The sequence below is a fragment of the Rhodoglobus galactosidasius genome (assembly GCF_054957775.1).
This window is the reverse complement of sequence record NZ_JBQIAV010000001.1, coordinates 1-17,985: the sequence shown is the minus strand read 5'-3', so window position 1 is coordinate 17,985 and position 17,985 is coordinate 1. Positions and strand designations below refer to the sequence as shown.

At 60.3% G+C, this 17,985-nt stretch carries 20 protein-coding genes, 1 tRNA gene and 1 pseudogene; 9 read left to right on the top strand and 13 right to left on the bottom strand.

Annotated features, from left to right (window positions below; all coding sequences use genetic code 11):
• Positions 1-10 precede the first annotated feature (10 nt).
• Together ACTJJW_RS00110 and ACTJJW_RS00105 are read right to left on the bottom strand one after the other, a co-directional pair.
• Positions 11-1,816, bottom strand: coding sequence for a sensor histidine kinase (locus ACTJJW_RS00110; RefSeq protein ID WP_462641963.1), 1,806 nt, complete (start codon positions 1,814-1,816; stop codon positions 11-13).
• A 35-nt stretch (positions 1,817-1,851) separates the two neighbouring features.
• Positions 1,852-2,544: a response regulator transcription factor gene (locus ACTJJW_RS00105; RefSeq protein ID WP_462641962.1), complete on the bottom strand. Its 693-nt coding sequence runs from the start codon at positions 2,542-2,544 to the stop codon at positions 1,852-1,854.
• A gap of 144 nt (positions 2,545-2,688) precedes the next feature.
• Here ACTJJW_RS00105 and ACTJJW_RS00100 point away from each other — a divergent pair, with 144 nt between their 5' ends.
• Entirely contained in the window at positions 2,689-2,946 is a 258-nt protein-coding gene (locus ACTJJW_RS00100; protein ID WP_462641961.1) for a hypothetical protein, read from the top strand.
• A gap of 19 nt (positions 2,947-2,965) precedes the next feature.
• Positions 2,966-3,124 carry a hypothetical protein gene (locus ACTJJW_RS00095; protein ID WP_462641960.1) on the top strand — a complete coding sequence of 53 codons (159 nt, stop codon included), beginning with the start codon at positions 2,966-2,968 and terminating at the stop codon, positions 3,122-3,124.
• Positions 3,125-3,134: 10 nt separating this feature from the next.
• On the opposite strand, the gene ACTJJW_RS00090 is transcribed toward ACTJJW_RS00095, so the two are convergent.
• The 3 genes from ACTJJW_RS00090 to ACTJJW_RS00080 are packed head-to-tail and all read right to left on the bottom strand — an operon-like array spanning position 3,135 to position 6,915.
• A complete protein-coding gene (locus tag ACTJJW_RS00090; RefSeq protein WP_462641959.1) occupies positions 3,135-4,781 on the bottom strand; it encodes a DNA repair helicase XPB in 1,647 nt (548 codons plus the stop codon).
• 24 nt (positions 4,782-4,805) lie between these two features.
• Positions 4,806-6,662 carry a helicase-associated domain-containing protein gene (locus ACTJJW_RS00085; protein ID WP_462641958.1) on the bottom strand — a complete coding sequence of 619 codons (1,857 nt, stop codon included), beginning with the start codon at positions 6,660-6,662 and terminating at the stop codon, positions 4,806-4,808.
• A complete protein-coding gene (locus ACTJJW_RS00080; protein ID WP_341954069.1) occupies positions 6,649-6,915 on the bottom strand; it encodes a hypothetical protein in 267 nt (88 codons plus the stop codon). The genes ACTJJW_RS00085 and ACTJJW_RS00080 overlap by 14 nt, the downstream gene beginning before the upstream one ends.
• Before the next feature lie 63 nt (positions 6,916-6,978).
• Here ACTJJW_RS00080 and ACTJJW_RS00075 point away from each other — a divergent pair, with 63 nt between their 5' ends.
• Entirely contained in the window at positions 6,979-7,362 is a 384-nt protein-coding gene (locus tag ACTJJW_RS00075; protein WP_462641957.1) for a cold-shock protein, read from the top strand.
• The gene (locus ACTJJW_RS00070; RefSeq protein ID WP_462641956.1) at positions 7,355-7,888 is read left to right on the top strand and encodes a DUF3027 domain-containing protein; all 534 of its coding nucleotides are present in this window, start codon (positions 7,355-7,357) and stop codon (positions 7,886-7,888) included. Before ACTJJW_RS00075 ends, ACTJJW_RS00070 begins: the two co-directional genes overlap by 8 nt.
• A 117-nt stretch (positions 7,889-8,005) precedes the next feature.
• On the opposite strand, the gene ACTJJW_RS00065 is transcribed toward ACTJJW_RS00070, so the two are convergent.
• From ACTJJW_RS00065 to serC, 5 genes are all read right to left on the bottom strand, one after another.
• Positions 8,006-9,460 carry a MinD/ParA family ATP-binding protein gene (locus ACTJJW_RS00065; RefSeq protein WP_462641955.1) on the bottom strand — a complete coding sequence of 485 codons (1,455 nt, stop codon included), beginning with the start codon at positions 9,458-9,460 and terminating at the stop codon, positions 8,006-8,008.
• Between the two features lie 177 nt (positions 9,461-9,637).
• A complete protein-coding gene (locus tag ACTJJW_RS00060; RefSeq protein ID WP_462641954.1) occupies positions 9,638-9,979 on the bottom strand; it encodes a hypothetical protein in 342 nt (113 codons plus the stop codon).
• Positions 9,980-10,036: 57 nt separating this feature from the next.
• Entirely contained in the window at positions 10,037-10,507 is a 471-nt protein-coding gene (locus ACTJJW_RS00055; protein WP_462641953.1) for an acyl-CoA dehydrogenase family protein, read from the bottom strand.
• A 119-nt stretch (positions 10,508-10,626) separates the two neighbouring features.
• Entirely contained in the window at positions 10,627-10,872 is a 246-nt protein-coding gene (locus ACTJJW_RS00050; RefSeq protein ID WP_462641952.1) for a DUF2530 domain-containing protein, read from the bottom strand.
• A gap of 9 nt (positions 10,873-10,881) precedes the next feature.
• Positions 10,882-11,994, bottom strand: a complete 1,113-nt coding sequence (gene serC, locus ACTJJW_RS00045) for a phosphoserine transaminase (RefSeq protein WP_462641951.1) — start codon at positions 11,992-11,994, stop codon at positions 10,882-10,884.
• Between the two features lie 40 nt (positions 11,995-12,034).
• Here serC and ACTJJW_RS00040 point away from each other — a divergent pair, with 40 nt between their 5' ends.
• From ACTJJW_RS00040 to ACTJJW_RS00025, 4 genes are all read left to right on the top strand, one after another.
• On the top strand, positions 12,035-12,736 hold the full coding sequence (locus ACTJJW_RS00040; protein ID WP_462641950.1) for a metal-dependent transcriptional regulator: 702 nt from the start codon (positions 12,035-12,037) through the stop codon (positions 12,734-12,736).
• A gap of 335 nt (positions 12,737-13,071) precedes the next feature.
• Positions 13,072-13,569, top strand: coding sequence for an HNH endonuclease (locus tag ACTJJW_RS00035; RefSeq protein WP_462641949.1), 498 nt, complete (start codon positions 13,072-13,074; stop codon positions 13,567-13,569).
• Positions 13,570-13,661: 92 nt separating this feature from the next.
• Positions 13,662-14,636, top strand: coding sequence for a CHAP domain-containing protein (locus tag ACTJJW_RS00030; RefSeq protein ID WP_462641948.1), 975 nt, complete (start codon positions 13,662-13,664; stop codon positions 14,634-14,636).
• Between the two features lie 29 nt (positions 14,637-14,665).
• Positions 14,666-14,740, top strand: a tRNA-Arg gene (locus tag ACTJJW_RS00025).
• A 168-nt stretch (positions 14,741-14,908) separates the two neighbouring features.
• Here ACTJJW_RS00025 and ACTJJW_RS00020 read toward each other — a convergent pair.
• Both ACTJJW_RS00020 and ACTJJW_RS00015 read right to left on the bottom strand, forming a co-directional pair.
• Positions 14,909-15,286, bottom strand: a complete 378-nt coding sequence (locus tag ACTJJW_RS00020) for a hypothetical protein (protein ID WP_462641947.1) — start codon at positions 15,284-15,286, stop codon at positions 14,909-14,911.
• A gap of 267 nt (positions 15,287-15,553) precedes the next feature.
• The gene (locus ACTJJW_RS00015; RefSeq protein ID WP_462641946.1) at positions 15,554-16,165 is read right to left on the bottom strand and encodes a helix-turn-helix domain-containing protein; all 612 of its coding nucleotides are present in this window, start codon (positions 16,163-16,165) and stop codon (positions 15,554-15,556) included.
• Between the two features lie 204 nt (positions 16,166-16,369).
• Between ACTJJW_RS00015 and ACTJJW_RS00010 the strand changes: the two genes are divergently transcribed.
• Positions 16,370-17,524 carry a Fic family protein gene (locus ACTJJW_RS00010; protein WP_462641945.1) on the top strand — a complete coding sequence of 385 codons (1,155 nt, stop codon included), beginning with the start codon at positions 16,370-16,372 and terminating at the stop codon, positions 17,522-17,524.
• 291 nt (positions 17,525-17,815) lie between these two features.
• On the opposite strand, the pseudogene ACTJJW_RS00005 reads toward ACTJJW_RS00010, so the two are convergent.
• Positions 17,816-17,985, bottom strand: a pseudogene (locus ACTJJW_RS00005) (IS256 family transposase); the annotation flags it as partial.

The following is a 17,985-nucleotide window of genomic DNA, read 5'->3' as shown; positions in this document are numbered from 1 at the left end:
ACGAGGTAGGCTAATCCTCTTCGGTGCCCTCAGGCGCGTCAGGTTGGCTGGGGAGGAGGGGAAGCTCAACCCGGAAGGTTGCACCACCACCGGGCGTCTCGAGCGCTTGAACGGTGCCCTTGTGTGCGTGCACGATCGCGGCAACGATCGCGAGACCGAGGCCACTGCCTCCGGTGTCGCGGTTTCGCGAGCTATCCGCGCGCCAGAAGCGTTCGAAGACTTTGTCGCGAATCTGTTCCGGGATGCCCTCGCCATGGTCAATCACAGACAGCACAGCTAGCTGGCGCTCGCGGTCAACTCCGACACCGATCTCGACCGGAGTCTCTGGCGATGCAAAACGCAACGCGTTTGTGACCAAGTTGGTGAGCACCTGGCGAAGCTTGTTCTCTTCTGCCATCACAACAGCATGGAGATCCTTGGGCGGCGGGGCGACCACCTGAGTGATGCGCGCCGCAGCTTTGGCTACAGCAACAGACTTCTTGCGTGACGCAAGCCGTGACAGGCGGGCGCCGGCAGCCGCGATGGGCCCCGTTGCCAGCGCAGCCACGCCGCGGGGTGGGGTGCCCGGCGACGGGTGTGAACTCTCCGGCAACACAATCACCTTCGTGTCAGTGCTTGTGTCAGTTCCCGTGTCAGTACTGGTGTCAGCGCTGGGTTCAGGTTTGACGGTGGGGTGGGCGTCGATTGAGGGGTTGGTGTTGATGACGTTCACGATGCGGCCAGCGGAGGCGCGGGCATCCATCGCCGCATCGTTTGCTAGCGGCAACAGGTCGACCTCGGTGAGTTGCAGGGGCTTGGTTTCATCGATGCGGGCCAGCTCAAGCAAGTCTTCGACGAGACCGCCCATGCGGATGGCCTCTTTCTCGATGCGTTCCATGGCCTGTGCAATGTCATCCGGCTTGGTGATGGCGCCCATGCGATACAGCTCGGCATAGCCGCGCACGGTAACGAGTGGTGTGCGCAATTCGTGGCTGGCATCACCAACAAAGCGGCGCATCTGGTCGATGGTGCGCGCACGGTCAGCGAAGGCGCGATCGATTCGGCCAAGCATCGAGTTGAGCGAGCGGTTGAGGCGACCCACTTCAGTGTTGGGTGTTGCCCCCGAAAGTCGTTGGTCGAAGTCACCGTCAGCAAAGCGGGCGGCAGTCGCCTCGACTTCGCGCAGCGGAGAGAACGTTGAGGTAACGAGTAGGCGGGTGAGGGCACCGCCGACGATCACGACGGTGAGGCCAAAGAACAGGAAGATGGCGGCATACCGAGAGACGAGTTCGTTGGAGTCGACCAGGTCTCGGGCGATCACGATCGTCACAAAGTCGATGCCGATAGTGCTGGCCGCGGGGTAGGCGATGACCCGCCACTGGCCTCCGATAGAAGTGCTGGGGAGAGTGAAAGCGCCGGTTTGCTCACTGGCAATCTTGAGCGTGAGGCCGTCGAGCACGGGGCGGGCGGCATCCTCTTCACGGCTGTTGCAGCGCATGCTGCCATCGTGGTTGAGAACCGCGAAATAAAGGTCGTTGGGCAGGCGGGAAACGCTGCACTGAGGGTCACGGGCTGTTCCCGTGTATTGGATACGGCCATCGAGATCGTCGGCTGCGGCCGTGATCTTCTCGTCAGTTTGCTGCAGCAGATAGTCGCGCAGAACCGCAGCCGTGCCGACGCCGGCAACGAGGAGCCCCATGGTGAGTAAAAGCACCGTCACTCCGGTGACTTTCGTGCGAAGCGAGATGCGGCTCCACGCGTCGGGGATGTTCTCCTGCATGATAGTGAACGGTACCTTGCGTGGCTGGGAATCGGTGACCAGTTGTAGCCAGCTCAACCACGTAAACGAGTCGAACTGACCACCTAGTTAGGTCAGGCCTTTGCAGCCTTCAACATGTAACCAAAGCCACGCTTCGTTTGGATGAGTGGCTCTTCGGTGTGAATGTCGAGCTTGCGGCGCAGGTACGAAATGTAGCTCTCGACAATGCCTGCGTCGCCGTTGAAATCGTACTCCCAGACGTGGTCGAGGATCTGAGCCTTCGAGAGCACACGGTTGGGATTCAGCATGAGGTAGCGCAGTAGCTTGAACTCGGTGGGGCTGAGCTCGATCTGTTCGCTGCCGATGCTCACTTCGTGGGTGTCTTGGTCCATGGTGAGGTCGCCGGCGCGGATGATCGTCTCTTCGTCATCTGCCATCGTGCGGCGCAGGATCGCCTTGATGCGGGCCACGATTTCGTCAAGGCTGAATGGCTTCGTGACGTAGTCATCGCCACCGACGGTGAGGCCGGTGATCTTGTCTTCCGTGTCATCTTTTGCCGTGAGGAAGAGGATGGGGGAGGTGTATCCGGATGCGCGTAGGCGCTTGGTCACCCCGAACCCGTTCATGTCGGGCAACATCACATCGAGGATGATGAGGTCGGGTTCTTCTTCAAGAACCGCCGAGATCGTCTGTGCCCCGCTTCCTACCGCACGCACCGCAAATCCTGCGAAGCGCAGGCTCGTGGTGAGTAGGTCGCGAATGTTGGGTTCGTCGTCAACAATCAGAATCTTGGGTCCGTCAGCCATTTACCCAGTATCTGCATGTTTCCTGAACGTTGGCTGATGGGTCGGGCGTGTCGGCGAGTTGTTCATTCAATCTTTCGTTGAGAACTCGTCATTTTTAAGCGTAGGGTACATGTATCGGGATTTCGGGTGGAGGGGAGACGCGTGATGAAACGTCTAATTGTGGGAACGCTGGTTGCGTTCGGCGTTGGGGCGCTGTCGTTTGTTGTAACGGCGCTCATCGCAAACTTTGCGCACTCGAACAGCGCCCAGTGGGGGAACGTTGACGGGATGACTCCGATGTGGCCTCTGGGTGTCGGCTTTGGCGCCATGTTGTTGATGGCCCTCAGCATTGCCGTGTTGGTTGTGTGTGCCGGCGTTAGGTTGATTCGCGACCTGCTGGTAAAGAGTCGCGCAAGAACGTAGAGAAGCGCACACTGGATGCGTGAACGACGCAACGGATGACGCGACTGGCAGTGACCGCGCGGGCGATGCCGCCTGCTGGTTGCGACGCGTCTGCACCGAGTGCGGTGCCCTCGTCGAAACAGAGCTGCCGGCGAAATGCTGGCGTTGTGGCGCGATCGTTGGCGAGCCGTCAGCGTGACCAGCGGAGGCTAGGTCAGGTCTGCGGCATCCAGGATCGTGTAGCTGTAGCCCTGCTCGGCCAAGAACCGCTGACGGTTTTGGGCGAAGTCTTGGTCGACGGTGTCGCGGGCGACGAGCGTGTAGAAGTTGGCAGGAAGTCCGCTCTCTTTGGGGCGCAACAGCCGGCCCAAACGCTGGGCTTCCTCTTGGCGTGAACCGAAAGAGCCACTGACTTGGACGGCGACGGTCGCCTCAGGCAGGTCAACCGAGAAGTTGGCGACCTTCGATACCACCAGCAGCTTCGTGATGCCTTCGCGGAACTCTTGATACAGGCGCTCACGCTCAGACACCGGTGTTGCGCCCGTCAGTTTCGGGGCGTTGAGCTGTTCGGCAAGCTCGTCGATCTGATCGAGGTATTGCCCGATCACGAGTATGCGTTCACCGGCATGCTTCTCCACGAGCGCACGCACAACCTCGGTTTTGGCTGGAGCTGTGGCGGCAAGCCGGAAGCGTTCGTCATCGGCGGATGCCGCATATTCAAGTCGCTGAGTCTCGGGTAGGTCGACGCGCACTTCGAAGCAGCTTGCGGGGGAGATGAAGCCTTGAGCCTCGATCTCTTTCCACGGGGCATCGAAGCGCTTAGGGCCGATGAGCGAGAACACGTCTCCCTCACGCCCGTCTTCGCGCACGAGTGTGGCGGTGAGACCGAGTCGGCGGCGCGCTTGCAGATCGGCGGTGAGCTTGAAGACGGGTGCGGGCAGCAAGTGAACCTCGTCATAAATGACAAGACCCCAGTCGAGAGCATCCAAGAGCGACAGGTGGGCGTATTCGCCCTTTCGCTTAGCCGTGAGAATTTGGTAGGTCGCGATGGTGACCGGCCGAATCTCTTTAGTCTGCCCCGAATATTCGCCAACCTCGTCTTCAGTGAGGGTGGTGCGCTTCAGAATCTCAGAACGCCACTGACGCGCCGACACCGTGTTTGTGACCAAAATCAAGGTTGTGGTCTTGCTTTGGGCCATGGCACCCAAGCCGACGAGCGTTTTGCCTGCGCCACAAGGCAACACGACAACACCGGAGCCGTGGTGGAAGAAGTTGTCTATTGCGTGCTGTTGGTACTCGCGCAAACCCCAGCCCGAAGCATCCAGATCCATCTCGTGGGGAGTGCCCGGCGTGTAACCGGCATTGTCTTCGGCAGGCCAACCCAGCTTCAACAGTTCTTGTTTGAGCTGACCGCGTGCCCACGGCTGCACCACAAAGGTGTGCTCACCACGACGCTCGAACAGCAGACTCGCTACCTTCTTGCCGCGCGTAATCTCACGCAGAACAGCCGGATCAATCGCAGTGAGTGTGAGCGCACCATCGTCATCGCGGTTGATGACAAGGCGACCGTAGCGGCCGACAGTCTCCGTAATATCAATGCTGACGCTCTGCGGAATCGGAAACTTCGAATACTTCTCGAGCGTCTCCAACATCGCATCGGCATCGTGGCCAGCGGCGCGCGCATTCCACAGCCCCAACCGCGTGATGCGATACGTGTGGATGTGTTCGGGGGCGCGCTCTAGCTCAGCGAACACAGCCAAATCGTGACGTGCGTCTTCCGCGAGGGGGTGCGCGACCTCAAGCAGAACCGTGCGGTCAGACTGCACGATCAGAGGTCCGTCGGGTGCTGTGTTCATCCGACCTAGCCTACGCCCGGATGCTTAGCGTTCAGTCGTCGCTTCAACCCCGATGATGCTCGACAGCGGCAGAGTGCGCTCGATATCTGCGCCGCGGTCGAGCCCGCGCATCCGCCCCGCTGCCACGGTTGACGGTTCGAGTGTGTAGAGAACCTCTCGACCATCGGGCATTTTCACGGTGACCTTCAGTAGAAGTTTGTTGCGAATAGCGACCTCGATTTGTCGAGACAGCCACGCCTGATCCTCATCACCGGTAGCCCCGCCCTGGCCGTTGCGAAGCTTCGTCAGCAACTGCTCTGGTTGGGCATCCTGAGGCTCGGATGGGTTTGCGTCGCTCACCTGATCACGGCGCAACGACAAAATGTTGCCAGACCTGTCTTCGGCGGCAACCGGGTAGCGGGCGTCACTGAGCGCCCAAAACAGTTGCTCAACACCAAATCGCGAGACCAAACGATCGGTGTCGTGGCGCAGCCCAAACGGGCCAAAGTTGGGGTCAATGGCAATCGACTGCAGCAACAGGGAATCAGGTGACATGACATAGCTGCCAACGGACCCGTGCAAACCGACACGCACAAGCCCATGTCGCGATGCAGCTTCGGCGAGCAGATACTCCACCGGCTGCGGAACACCCGTCAACGAAATCTTGGCCAAGAACTCGCGCATACCTTCAAGCGTTTCACCAAGCGTCATCGCGTGATGCAGGCTTGACGGCGAGATGCGATAAGTGGATGCCAAGGCCCGAGTCTCAACATCGGCAAGAGTGCGCAAGCGAGCATCTAGTTGCGGTGCCAAAGGTCCGGGCGAAATCACCGTCAGGTCGGGCTGCACGTAAACATGGTGAACTTCTTTCGGGAACAGCGCAGCCATTGCCGCCGCCGCTTCAGCCGGGGTGCGAGTGAGCAGCGCAACCCCTGCCGTGCTGGGGAGTCGCTCTGCGGTCACGCCAAGCAATTGCGCATCGCGACTGTAGCGCCGCACTTTTTCGAGCATCCAGTCAACGCCGGCGGGGAACAGCCAGCGAACATACGCTTCGACTCCGTCGCCCCAGAAGCTGTGAGTGCGGTCGGCCAAGATGGTGCGAATCTCATCGGGCACGCCCTGATGCCAGGCTTCGGCGAGGTGCAGCCAGCGTTCGTCTGCGGAACGTGACATCCACTCTGTGGCCTCAGCGGTGGGCATCCATTGGGCATTCGTGGTTGCGACAAGCCCGGCACGTTCAGCAATATCGACGAGCCCCGCGACCTTGTCGAGCGGCACAGACATGGAGAATGCGAGCCGTTTTGAATCGGGTAGCGAGACGCCGCCTCGAGCAAGATCGCGCACAGGGGAAGTGCGAAGCTGATTGAGAAGTTCGGTGACTTCGTTGGTGGTGGCGAAGGCGTTCTCGGCGGCAATGCGGTCGAGAGAGGCACGCTCGGAAGGCTCAACCGAAGTAAGCGTCGACGGGGAAGCCGTATCGAGCAGCTCTCCGGTCGACGGCAGGTCATCGAACGGCCAACCAGCGAGATGGTCGGTGACACCGTCTGGGGCGCTGTAGCGACCCCCGCGGAAAATCAGCAGCGCATGCTCAACAAGCCGGTCGAGTCGCGACTGCACCGCCACCGGATCGGTGCCGAACCCGCCAAGCGCGGCCGCAACATCATCCGCAGTCAGCGAAGTCGTGTCGGCAACAACCGCCATCGTCGCGAGAGTGGGACGGTCGAGAGTGCGAAGAACCCGCTCGAGTGAGGTGGTCTGCTGCAGGGCATCCGCGAGGTCAAAGAAGTCGCTGACGGAGTTGCTGCGCACAACGCGCGAGCGCAACAATTGAAGGAGTTGACTATCGTCTAGTGCGCGCAGCTGAGCGGCGAGCAGAAGAGCAGCGTCACTAATTGTGGCCATTCCTATATTCACGTTGGCGGCGGCGCCCGTTCAGCACCAAAAGGGTGATGATGAAAGCCACACCCAACGGGAGAGCAAAGTAGGGCATAGTGATGACTGCGGGCCACGCACCTGTGTCGAAATCGCTGAGACCGGCTGCCGTGGCAACAACTACGGCGACAAAGCTAATCACGGCGAGTGCGATCGAGATGGCGACGAGGTAGGCGAGCACACGCTCGATACGAAGGTCGCGTTCAGTTGAATGATTTGTCACGGTGACAAGGATACGCGCCCGTTTACGTTCTAAGCTTGAGTCACGATACGAAGGAGCATGCCCATGCCCACCGGCAAGGTTAAATTTTACGATGACGAGAAGGGTTTTGGCTTCATCATGAGTGATGAAGGCCAAGAGGTCTTCTTGCATGCCTCTGCGCTGCCTGCAGGCACGACAGGGATAAAGGCGGGCACTCGTCTTGAGTTCGGCATCGCTGACGGCAAAAAAGGCGCCCAGGCACTCTCGGTGCGAGTCATGGATGCTCCTGCGAGCATGAGCAAGCTCAACCGCAAGCCAGCCGATGACATGGCCGTGATTATTGAAGATCTCGTCAAGCTCATGGATGGCATTGGTTCCGGCCTCAAGCGGGGTCGTTACCCTGACAAGGCGCACAGCGCCAAAATTGCTTCAATGCTGCGAAAGGTAGCGGACGAACTAGATGCCTAATAGCCAGTACGAAAAGCTTGCTCGGGGAGCACTCCTCGAGATCACTGACACGGCGTCGATTGGTGCACTCGTTGGTGAGCAGGTCGAAAGCGACGGTGCCGTCTCGGTGATCTTTGCTTCGGCCATGCGTGGCTATCCGGGCTGGAACTGGACCGTCAGCATCGCCCACATTGAGGGTTCAGAGCCGACGGTTCTTGAAGCGGAACTCATGCCGGCCGAAGGCGCACTGCTTTCACCCGACTGGGTTCCGTGGTCTGAACGACTCGCTGACTACAAGGCTGCCCAGGCGGCAACCGAAGCCGCGGATGCTGAAAAAACGGCGTCAGAAGAAGCGCCAAGCGGCGACGAATCAGACGACGACGACGAATCGGATGACGACGACGACCTCGATGACGACGAGGAAGACGACGACGACCTCGATGACGACGACGATGACGACAGCGCGTTCGACTCAGGTGCCTTGCACGGGGGCGACTTCGATGGAGTCGACATCGATGACCTCGACGAGTCTGACGATGACGACTAGCGTCTAAGCCTCTGTAATGGTTATAGCTGATACCAGACCAGCTATAACCATTACAGAGGCTAAGCGCCACCGCTCGGCGGCACCCGCTCACTCGCCGACATTGCCCGTTGGGCTGGCCTACAACCCCTCGGCGATTGCGGCCGTGGCCCGCAGCCAGGCCGCGCGAGTGCGCGGGTCGAGTGCTTCTATGTTCATGGGACCACCGGCAACCAGCCCAGGGTCGAATGGGACGTCGACGACCGATCGGGTGAGCTGCTTGAAGTGGTCGTGCAGGCGCCGTGACAGCTTGCCGTCAACACGCTTCGCCGGCGACGCCAGGATCGTAACGGCCTGAGCAACCTTCTCCCCGTGGCCCTTGTGCCTGAGGCCGTCGAGCAGCGACGCGGCGCCGTATGCCGTGTCCTCGCGGATCGTCGACACGACGACGAGCTGGTCGGCCGTCTCCACGGCCGCCTCCCAGTTGGACGCCCGCATGTTGTTGCCCGTGTCGATGACCAGCACGCGGTAGAAGCGGTTGAGCGTGGAATGCAGCTTTCGGAAGGCAACATCGTCGATGCTGGCCGCACCGGCCGGGTCCTGGTCTGATGCCAGCGCGTCGAAACGGGAGGCGCCCTGGTTCCGCACGTAACGGTCGATGTCGGACACACTCACCGTGCGGTCGCCGTCCAGGCGGTCGAGGTCCCTGAGGAGGTCAACGGCGGTGTTGGCGTGACTCGCACCCTGCGCCCGAATCCCGAGCGTGCCCATGGTTTCGTTGTTGTCCCAGGCGAGCGTGTAGCCGCTGCGGTGGATGCCGAAAGTCGCCGCGATCAGCAAGGTGGCCGTCGTCTTGTGGGCCCCACCCTTGGGGTTCAGTACCACGATCGTGCGAGGACCGTTGAATCCGCGTTGAACCGCAGCAACGGAAGCGCGGTGGGAAACCTCGGCTCTGTTGGGCGAGGGCGAGAGGCGCCCGCCGGTCATCCGGCTCATCGAACCCTGCCATCCCTTTTCGGCGGGGCCTGGTGTCTCCGCCGGTCGGGAGTTGAGGAAGTCGGCGAGGCGGGGCGGAGCGCCAGCGCCCGACCGATTGGGCAGGGATGCGGGCGGCGCGCGCCTGACCGACGTGGCTTCCGCGGGTACTCCGGCGAGAAGCGCGTCCATTGAGACGATTTCGGGCTCCGACGTCGGTGTGAGCTTCGGCTCCGCGTTCGGCAGGGGGATAAACATTGGGGCCGGCGTCGAGGCCGACTTCGGCGCAGGTGTCGGCTCGGGCTCGGGCTTTGGCTCCGTGACCAGATCCCCGGCCGTGGGGCGCCGATCGGCTGCAGGGATGAAGTCCCCGTCAGGCTCGACGCGACCGTCCGGGTACACGATCAGTGGCGCCTGGCCCTGCGAATCCTCGGCCACAAGCCGAACCGGTCCGCCACTCTTGATCGCCGCCCTGGTGACCCGCGCGATGATCTCCTCGCGCACCCCGGCTTCGTCCGCCGCGGTCACCATCTGCCGCACCCCGTTGATCGTCAAATCGGCCGTCGAGTCATCCCTGACGAACGCGCTGAAGCTGGGGAGGAGGGGTGCTTGCTTTGTCATGGTGCTCTCTTCTAGTGTTCCGCGATTCCTCTGGCGGAACCTTGACACTGAGGGTTCCTTGAAGCGCACGGACAACTCGCCGATCGGGCCTTGCCCCTGCAGTTTATGGATAGATCATCCCCACTATAGGCATCGGGACTGCTAATTCGCGGGCGGTTCGCCCCGAAGGCTCTCCCGCTAGTCCAGCCCCGGGATCCGCAGCCAGCCGGCCGAGGCCAGCACGACGACCGTATTGGCGACGAGCGCGACGATGACCAGCGTCGGCGCGCCTTTGCGTCCGCGGCCCGGCACGAGCAGCAGGAGCAGAAGGACGGCTTCGAGAACGAGCGAAAAAAGGAACGTGGTGAACGGCGCCGGCAGCGCAGTGAAGGAGGAAACTAGCATCAGCGCCGCGGCCGCAACCTCAATGATGGGCAGGAGCGAGTTGCCGCGCCTTCCGCGTAGACGCATGGCTCCGTCCACAATGGCCAGCGCCCCCGCCACGATGGTGACGAGCAGAAGCCAGGAAACAGTAATCATGCTTCTTCCTTTCAGGAAGGAGGTTCCACGGGCCGAACGCGGCTCCGACCCCCAAGATTAGCCGCCCCCGGCCACCGCGCAGGCGTCAGCAGAATGCGAGATGCCGGTGACGGCCCTGCCGACGAGGAGGGCGTTGACTTCGTAGCTGCCCTCGTACGAGTAGATCGCCTCCGCGTCCGCGAATATTTTGGCCATCTCGAAGTCCGTGCTGATCCCGTTTCCGCCGAGGATGCCGCGGCCGAGCGCAACCGTTTCGCGCATGAGTGAGGTGCACGATGCCTTGGCGAGCGCAACCTGGTCCATGCTGAGGCGGCCGGATTCCTGCAGCCGCGCCAGCTGGATCATCAGCGACAGCGACAGCGTTGCGTTGCCGATCATCCGGGTGAGCTTCTCCTGGACGAGCTGGAATGACGCGATCGGCTTGCCGAATTGGCGGCGGTCGAGGGCATAGGCCCGCGTTCTGCACGATCCGCACGGCGATCTTGTTCTCGATCGTCGACGCGGTGAACCCGGCGCTTCCCTTCTCAACGATGAAGCCTTTGATCTGATGATCCGCCCCAACCCGCGACCATCTGACCACCAAGCCGAACGGCGCAACCAGGACCAGGAACACCAGACCAGCTATAACCATTACAGAGGCTACGGGACTAGCGCGAGCGCTTCCCGCGCCTCACGTGCGTGTAGATCATCCCGATTAGTCCGAGCACGAGCCCAGCGACCGCCGTCCACAACCACCACAGGTTGCCCGCAGTGTTCAGCGGTTCGATGAACAGCAACAAAATGGCGAGGGCGACGACCCACACGGCGATGCCAACGAGCATCGCCTTGCGGTCATCGGTCTCGACCGGTTCTGGGTCGGGCCGTCGTTCCGAGTCTTTGAGCCAGATACGCACGGTTTCAGGTTAGTGGCTGTTGGCAATCACATAGTCGATCGATGAGACCAACTTGCGTACGTCATCCGGTTCAATGGCAACGAACGTGGCAACGCGCAGCTGGTTGCGGCCGAGCTTGCGGTACGGATCGGTATCGACGATGCCGTTGGCTCGAAGCGTTGTGGAGATTGCGGAAGCGTCGATGGAGTCATCGAAGTCGATCGTCGCAATAACCTGCGAACGGTGCTCTGGGTTGGTGACGAATGGCGTAGCGATGTCGCTGGCGGCAGCCCAGTCGTAGAGCACTGACGACGATTCGCGAGTGCGGGCATCCGCCCACGTAAGTCCGCCGTTGCCGTTGATCCAGTCGATCTGGTTTTCGAGCAGCAGCAGAGTGCTGAGTGCTGGAGTGTTGAGGGTCTGGTTGAGGCGCGAGTTGTCGATCGCGTTCTTCAGCGACAAGAACTCGGGGATGTAGCGGCCAGAGGCGGCGATCCGCTCGACGCGTTCAATCGCGGCGGGGGAGAACAGGGCGATCCACAATCCGCCATCCGAGGCAAAATTTTTCTGCGGTGCGAAGTAGTAGACGTCAGCCTGGCCGGCGTCGAACTGGATGCCACCCGCTGCGCTTGTGGCGTCAACCACGGTGAGCACGTTGTCGCCGTCGGCCCGTCGCACGGGAGCCATCACGCCGGTTGAGGTCTCATTTTGGGGGTACGCAAACACGTCAGCACCGTTGAGGTCGTCGAGTTCGGCTAGCGACCCGCCCGGGGCGGTCACAACATGAGGCGATTCGAGATGCGGCGCGGCGGCGGCTTTGGCGAACTTGGAGCCGAACTCTCCGAAGGAAAGGTGGGCGCTGCGACGTTCGATGAGGGCAAAGGCTGCGGCATCCCAGAAGGCAGTCGATCCGCCATTGCCGAGTACTACTTCGTAGCCTTCCGGAATCTGGAACAGCTCGCCGAGCCCCGTACGTACGCGGCCGACGAGGTCGCGAACGGGCGCCTGACGGTGAGACGTGCCAAGGATGGTGCGCGCGGCAGACGCCAAATATTCGACCTGTTCGGGGCGCACCTTGGAGGGGCCAGCTCCGAATCGTCCGTCGGTGGGAAGGAGGTCAGTGGGAATCGTCAGGCTTGCCATACGTCCGATTCTATTGGCCAGTTCGGGCTAGTCTTATTTCATGACCGATCTCGTTGACACCACCGAGATGTACCTGCGCACGATTCTTGATCTTGAAGAAGAGAACATTGTTCCGCTGCGGGCACGCATCTCTGAACGGCTCGGCCACTCTGGGCCAACCGTTTCGCAAACTATCGGCCGCATGGAACGTGACGGCCTTGTCGTCGTTGAAGGCGACCGCCACCTCGAATTTACGGTTGAGGGCCGCCGCCGCGCTACGCATGTGATGCGCAAGCACCGTCTTGCTGAGCGACTGCTCGCTGACGTGATCGGCCTCGACTGGGCGCTCGTTCATGACGAGGCTTGTCGCTGGGAGCATGTGATGAGTGAGCAGGTTGAGCGCAAGCTCATCGAAATCCTCGATCACCCCACCGAGTCGCCCTACGGCAACCCGATTCCTGGTCTGGAAGAGTTGGGTGGCATTGCCGCTGCCCTGTTCAGCGACGGGATGGTGAACATTGTTGACCTGGTTGCGGACACGACGTCTCCGGTCTCAGGTTTTATCCGTCGTCTGGGCGAGCCAGTGCAGTTCGAGCCAGAACTTTTGCAGCAGTTGTTCAACGCGGGGGTCATGCCCGGTAAGACGGCTACATTCTCTGCCGCCGACTCGTATGTTGCGGTAACCGTCGAAGGCTTCGGCGAAGGCCTTGAGTTGCCCAATGAAGTAGCCGTGCACATCTTCGTAGAGAAGCCAGTCGCCTAGTTCTCTGAAACTGGTGTTCACGGAGGCGTTACGATCTCGTCATTCGATGCGGCGCGCCCGCGTGCGGAATGCGCCAAAAATTGGGTTAGCCTATAGCCCTTGGAGTTCACGAATGAACCGGAGAATCGCATGTTAAGTAGGTGTAGCATCCAAACCGTGGATGCGCGCGCTCACTTTTACATACGACACAGCAGTACTGTGCGCGGCAGTTTTCGCGCACTGAATCATTAGGCATCGTCTTACGACGATGTCTTTTTGTTTTCTGCCTCCTATTCGCTGAGCCTCAAGGAAGTCGATTGCCTGCAAGCCGTGCAGGCTCTTTCGAGAGGATGACAATGCGCACACTGGTACTGAACGCCGGCTATGAGCCGCTTGCGGTCGTGTCTTTCAAGCGAGCGATTGTGCTCGTGTTGAATCAGAAGGCAACGATCATTGCTGCTGATTCGGAGCATCCCGTCTGGGGCTCAAGCGGATCGTGGGATCGCCCGTCGGTGATCATCCTGCGAAATTATGTGCGCATCCCTTCTACGCGCAGACTGCCGGTGTCGCGCAGGGGAGTGCTGCGGCGTGACGGACACCGTTGTGGTTACTGCGGCGGTTCAGCGAACACCATCGATCATGTGTTGCCGCGTTCGCGGGGTGGGCAAGACACGTGGGAGAACTTGGTGGCGTGCTGTTTGCGGTGCAACAACATAAAGAGCAATCGCACTCCTGGAGAGATGAATTGGCGCCTGCTGACTAAGCCGCGCCCGCCACACACGAGCGCGTGGCTTGTGAGGGGAATTGAAAAGGCACTCCCGGATTGGGAAGAATATTTGGCTCCAGCGGCGTAGCTGTTATGCTGTTGTGATTATTCTCGTCATTCGTGGTTTGCCCTAGATCAGTCTCGAATGCGCTCCACTCGTAAGGTTTCCGTTTGTCCCGCATGCCATCTGATAGCACGGATGCCTTTGGTGTCCCCGCGGGCGAATTCACCAGTGATGCACCAGTATTCGTGTCGCGCCGCGAAGCGCGTGCTGCCCGCGAGGCTGCAGCGGCAAGCTCTTCGACAGCTGAGACCGCCACCGTTGTGCCTCAGATTCCTATTGCGCCAGCCGCGGTCATGCAGTCGGATGTTGCTCTTGCGCACCCTATAGCCAAGTCTGCGAATGTCGCAGTCGCCCGGCCGCGCGCGGTTGCGCCGCCGAGACGTGTACGCCGAAACCCGGTGCGGGCCATGGCATCGATGGTTGTTATCGGTGGCCTTTTTGCTGTTGCTGCGTTGCCTGCTTACGGGCAGACCGGCTTCCTCTCGGATGAGGGTTCGGTAGTTGCTTTGGCAACGGTTGCAGATGCTGCCACGCTGAGCGCACAGTCAGTCACCGTGAGCGCGGATCTTGCGCTTCCTGAGCTTGAGCGTGACCAGTTCGAGGCGACTTCGCCTGAAGATCTTGCGCTGATCCGCCAGCAGTCTGCCATTGCTTCGTCGAACGCCCTGTATGCGGCATCGGGCGCTCGTGAGCTGGGCGATGACTACCCGTGGGCGACCGGTGGGTATGAAATGTCGTCGCTCAACTACTACATACGCCAGTGCACCGACTTTGTTGCGTGGCGTTTGAACCGCGATGTTGGTTCATTCTCGGCACCGTTCCGTTGGGCGTGGGCTGACCTCACCCCGAACGGCGGAAATGCTTCCCAGTGGAAGGATGCCTGGGATGCTCACGGCTGGACCGTTAGTGCCACACCGATTGTCGGTTCGGTTGCTTGGTTCGGCTGGGACAACCACGTTGCCTACGTGAAGACGGTCAACGAAGATGGCAGCGTTCTGGTTGAGGAATACAATTACGTGAACCGCGTTTACGGCCAGCGCACTCTCGCTGCAGCCGACGTAGAGGCTTTCCTCTACCCGCCCGGCCAGTAGTCGGCGACTCGGCTACACTCGGAACGCCAGCCTCTGTAGCTCAACGGAAGAGCAACTCCGTCCTAAGGAGCAGGTTGGGGGTTCGAATCCCTCCAGGGGCACCATGTGAAAGTGCTGGTCAGGGCCGCTATTTACCCGCAAACTCGCGGATCATGAATCGTGTTTGCCCACAACTGAGCAGGATCGGCCCGATTCTCGGCGGTTTTGCCCACGGTTTGCCCACATTCGACGCAAGATTATGGACCACCGCGAGGAGCGTCCTCTGAGGGTCTTCAGAGCTGTGGGCGCTGTTCCTGTGAGCGCGATCCGCGTAGTTGCAGTTCGCCGACCCATGCTTTCTTTGTTGCGACGATGAGCTTCTGATCAATTTTCGATAGCGGAATGATGGTGCGGATCAGATCGAATGCCTCGCCGATCATGGCAGGCAGATCCTCGATGCTCACGGTCGACGCTCGCTGGAGGATCTCGGCTGCGACAGTAGGATCGACATTCTCGAGTTTCAAGAGGGCCAGAATCTCGCGCGCATCTTTCTGGCCCTTCTCGGAGAAGTCTCGGTCGAGCAGGGCAGCCATCTTGGTCGCGATGTGTGCTTCGAGTTGCAGAAGTGTCCACTTCTCGAATGAGAGCTCGTCGGGATATTCAGCGAGCACTTCGACCTTGAGGCGCAGTTTGCCGCCGAGTTGGGATTCGTTGCGCGGAGCTTTCGCCCTTGGTGATTGTTGCTGGGCGAGAGGTCGGTCATCAGTTGCTCGAGTTTGTGGCGGCTCTCCTGCGAAGTGATGAGGTCAATGTCGAGGCTGATCTCGCCGCCGACGCGAACGAACGTTGCCCACCCGCCGATGAGGATCGATGGTTCGAGGTCGTGACCAAGCCGGTCAACGAGAGCACGGATGACGCCGTTGTCGTCTTCGTAAAGGCTAGGCACTGTTGCGTTGCTCCCAATCGGCTTCGGCGAACAGCTTTGTCTTCAGTGCGCGCGTGAACTCGGCGGCCTGCCAGCCGGGGCTCGCCCACAGGTCGGCATAGGTTTGCGCGAGACTGGCGTATCCGGTTCGCCAAGTACGAGCCGCGACCGGATCTTGAGCGAGGATGATGACGTCGTCTCCCGCGGGGAAGTCACCTTGGGACACGGGGCGGGTTGTATAGACGATCCGCCGTCCGAGATCGGCGACAGTGTTGCGGCCGCCAAGGTAGTGCACGGCGCCGCTGCCGCCGCTCAGTGCGTAGTCAACCTTAGCGTCGTCGAGAAACTCTTGCGCTGCGGTCAATGTCGTTGAGACCATGGTGTCGGCGCGCAGGTTGCGGTGGGCAGCGAAGGCATCCAAGAGCTTCTCCGGCGAGACGACAGTGTAACCGCGACGCGGATTCGCGCGCACGGCCCCGATATCGACCAGTCGCCCCAGCGCTTGGTGAGTAGTGGATGGAGCAACCGACGCAGCGTCAGCGATCTCGCCGATACTGGTCCAGTCTCGCTGACCATCTAGCGCGGCGTCCGCCAGAGTGCGCCAGACTATCTCCACGTTCTTCATAGCACCATGCTCACAGGTTTCATATAAATACGGAAGTGCGCATCCGTATTTATATGGATCAAGAATTTTGCCGGATCCGAGAATGAAATGGTGACATCGTTGAAATTAAATAACGCAAAACGATCGAGTAGCAAAAGTGCAGCATCAACCATGAATATGACGCCACGACATTAATTGTCAGCATCTACTCGCTAAAATAGCTCTATGCAAGAGATCAAGTATCCGGAGTTCGCATTTGACAGTGACCTCACTCGAGCAGTCATCGAACTGGAACGTGCCCGCGCTGACTTGAATCGCGGTACCACCCCGCCGGAGTTCTACTTTCAGCTTAAAGATCTGTTCCAACTGTTGACCAGCATCATGTCAGCACGAATCGAGGGAAACCGCACATCAATTCTCGACGCAGTCGTCGGCGATTCCAACCGTAGAACATCGCCGGGCGCGGGGCCCTTCGACGAAGGAGTCCAGGAGATCCTGAATATTCAGGAAGCGATCGATTTCATCGAAGAGCACGTGAGAACGTCGCCAATCAACCATGTGTTTATCCGCGAGCTGCACCAACTCGTTGTTCGGGGGCTTTCGAGGGAGGGTGACCGCACACCGGGCGCCTACCGTCTTGGCGAAGTGCGCATAGGACAGTCGGCGCACCAGCCACCGTGGCCAGCCGACGTCTTTGACGACATGACGGAACTGATCGAGTTCATCGGGCAGGACGTTGAGCCACAAATGCAGCTTCTTCAAACCGCGATTGCGCACCACCGCTTCTTGTGGATTCACCCGTTCGGCAACGGCAACGGTCGAGTATCGCGCTTGGTCACCTACGCGATTCTGGTAAAACAAGGATTCACTTCCGCGTCGGACTACCGCGCAGTGAACCCCACCGCGGTGTTTGGTTCGGACCGTCAGGGCTACTACGACAACCTCGAAGCAGCGGATTCTCTGACAAACGATGGCATCGTCGCATGGTGCACCTACGTGCTTGCCGGATTGAACACCGACCTGAAGAAACTCTCGCGCCTAAGTGACGCAGACTTCGTCACCAAACAGATACTCGTTCCCGCTATCGAGCGCCTGCGGGCGGCAGGTGGGCTCACGGCAGGGGAAGCGCGCGCACTCACCATCGCCGTCCTCAAAACGGTGATTAAGGCCGGTGACCTCAGCGAGGCTCTTCCGGGTTCTCCGGCCACACGCAGCCAGGCCGTGCGCCGAATCCTCGATCGACAGTTGCTCAAACCCCTCACGGAAGGCGGCAGAAGTTACCAGCTTGTCTTCGCACCCAACGACCTCACAGTCCATATCGTCAACCGACTTGATGCGCTCGGGCTCTTGCCGAGAATCCTTCACGAAGACCCGATTTAGGGCATAACTTTTGCCCATCGTTTGCCCACAACTGTGGGCAAACGAGGTAGATCGAGCATCATCATCGTGATCCAGAAGCGCTTTGTCCCCGGGGTTTTGACCGCTCCCTACGTGTTTTCAAGGCTGTGACGGGGGGTTCGAATCCCTCCAAGGGCACTGAATAAAAGCGCCGGTCAGCGACTATATTTAGCCGAGAACAATCGAATATTGAGTCTCGGTTGCCCACAATTGAAGGTCACGTCCCGCCGAGTGGTGTGATTTCTCATCTCCGTGCGGGTCAGTGGTTTTAGCTTACGCGGCGGTGAGTTCGGGGATGAGGTTCACCTCCTCGACAGTTTCGATGGCGACGTTCATGGCCTTCAGCTCCAGCATCGAGGCTGCAGAGAAATAGCGGCGGTCGCCGGCTTCCCATTCGTCGTGCTGCTCGATCAGTACCGAACCTGCAAGACGCAACAGGGCGG

Bases quoted from the DNA above. Each gene is read 5' to 3' on its own strand.
- ACTJJW_RS00105 (WP_462641962.1), bottom strand. From the start codon at position 2,544: ATGGCTGACGGACCCAAGATTCTGATTGTTGACGACGAACCCAACATT.
- ACTJJW_RS00065 (WP_462641955.1), bottom strand. From the start codon at position 9,460: ATGACAAAGCAAGCACCCCTCCTCCCCAGCTTCAGCGCGTTCGTCAGG.
- ACTJJW_RS00085 (WP_462641958.1), bottom strand. From the start codon at position 6,662: ATGGCCACAATTAGTGACGCTGCTCTTCTGCTCGCCGCTCAGCTGCGC.
- ACTJJW_RS00015 (WP_462641946.1), bottom strand. From the start codon at position 16,165: ATGAAGAACGTGGAGATAGTCTGGCGCACTCTGGCGGACGCCGCGCTA.
- ACTJJW_RS00070 (WP_462641956.1), top strand. From the start codon at position 7,355: ATGCCTAATAGCCAGTACGAAAAGCTTGCTCGGGGAGCACTCCTCGAG.
- ACTJJW_RS00035 (WP_462641949.1), top strand. From the start codon at position 13,072: ATGCGCACACTGGTACTGAACGCCGGCTATGAGCCGCTTGCGGTCGTG.
- ACTJJW_RS00030 (WP_462641948.1), top strand. From the start codon at position 13,662: ATGCCATCTGATAGCACGGATGCCTTTGGTGTCCCCGCGGGCGAATTC.
- ACTJJW_RS00090 (WP_462641959.1), bottom strand. From the start codon at position 4,781: ATGAACACAGCACCCGACGGACCTCTGATCGTGCAGTCTGACCGCACG.
- serC (WP_462641951.1), bottom strand. From the start codon at position 11,994: ATGGCAAGCCTGACGATTCCCACTGACCTCCTTCCCACCGACGGACGA.
- ACTJJW_RS00040 (WP_462641950.1), top strand. From the start codon at position 12,035: ATGACCGATCTCGTTGACACCACCGAGATGTACCTGCGCACGATTCTT.
- ACTJJW_RS00100 (WP_462641961.1), top strand. From the start codon at position 2,689: ATGAAACGTCTAATTGTGGGAACGCTGGTTGCGTTCGGCGTTGGGGCG.
- ACTJJW_RS00010 (WP_462641945.1), top strand. From the start codon at position 16,370: ATGCAAGAGATCAAGTATCCGGAGTTCGCATTTGACAGTGACCTCACT.
- ACTJJW_RS00075 (WP_462641957.1), top strand. From the start codon at position 6,979: ATGCCCACCGGCAAGGTTAAATTTTACGATGACGAGAAGGGTTTTGGC.
- ACTJJW_RS00060 (WP_462641954.1), bottom strand. From the start codon at position 9,979: ATGATTACTGTTTCCTGGCTTCTGCTCGTCACCATCGTGGCGGGGGCG.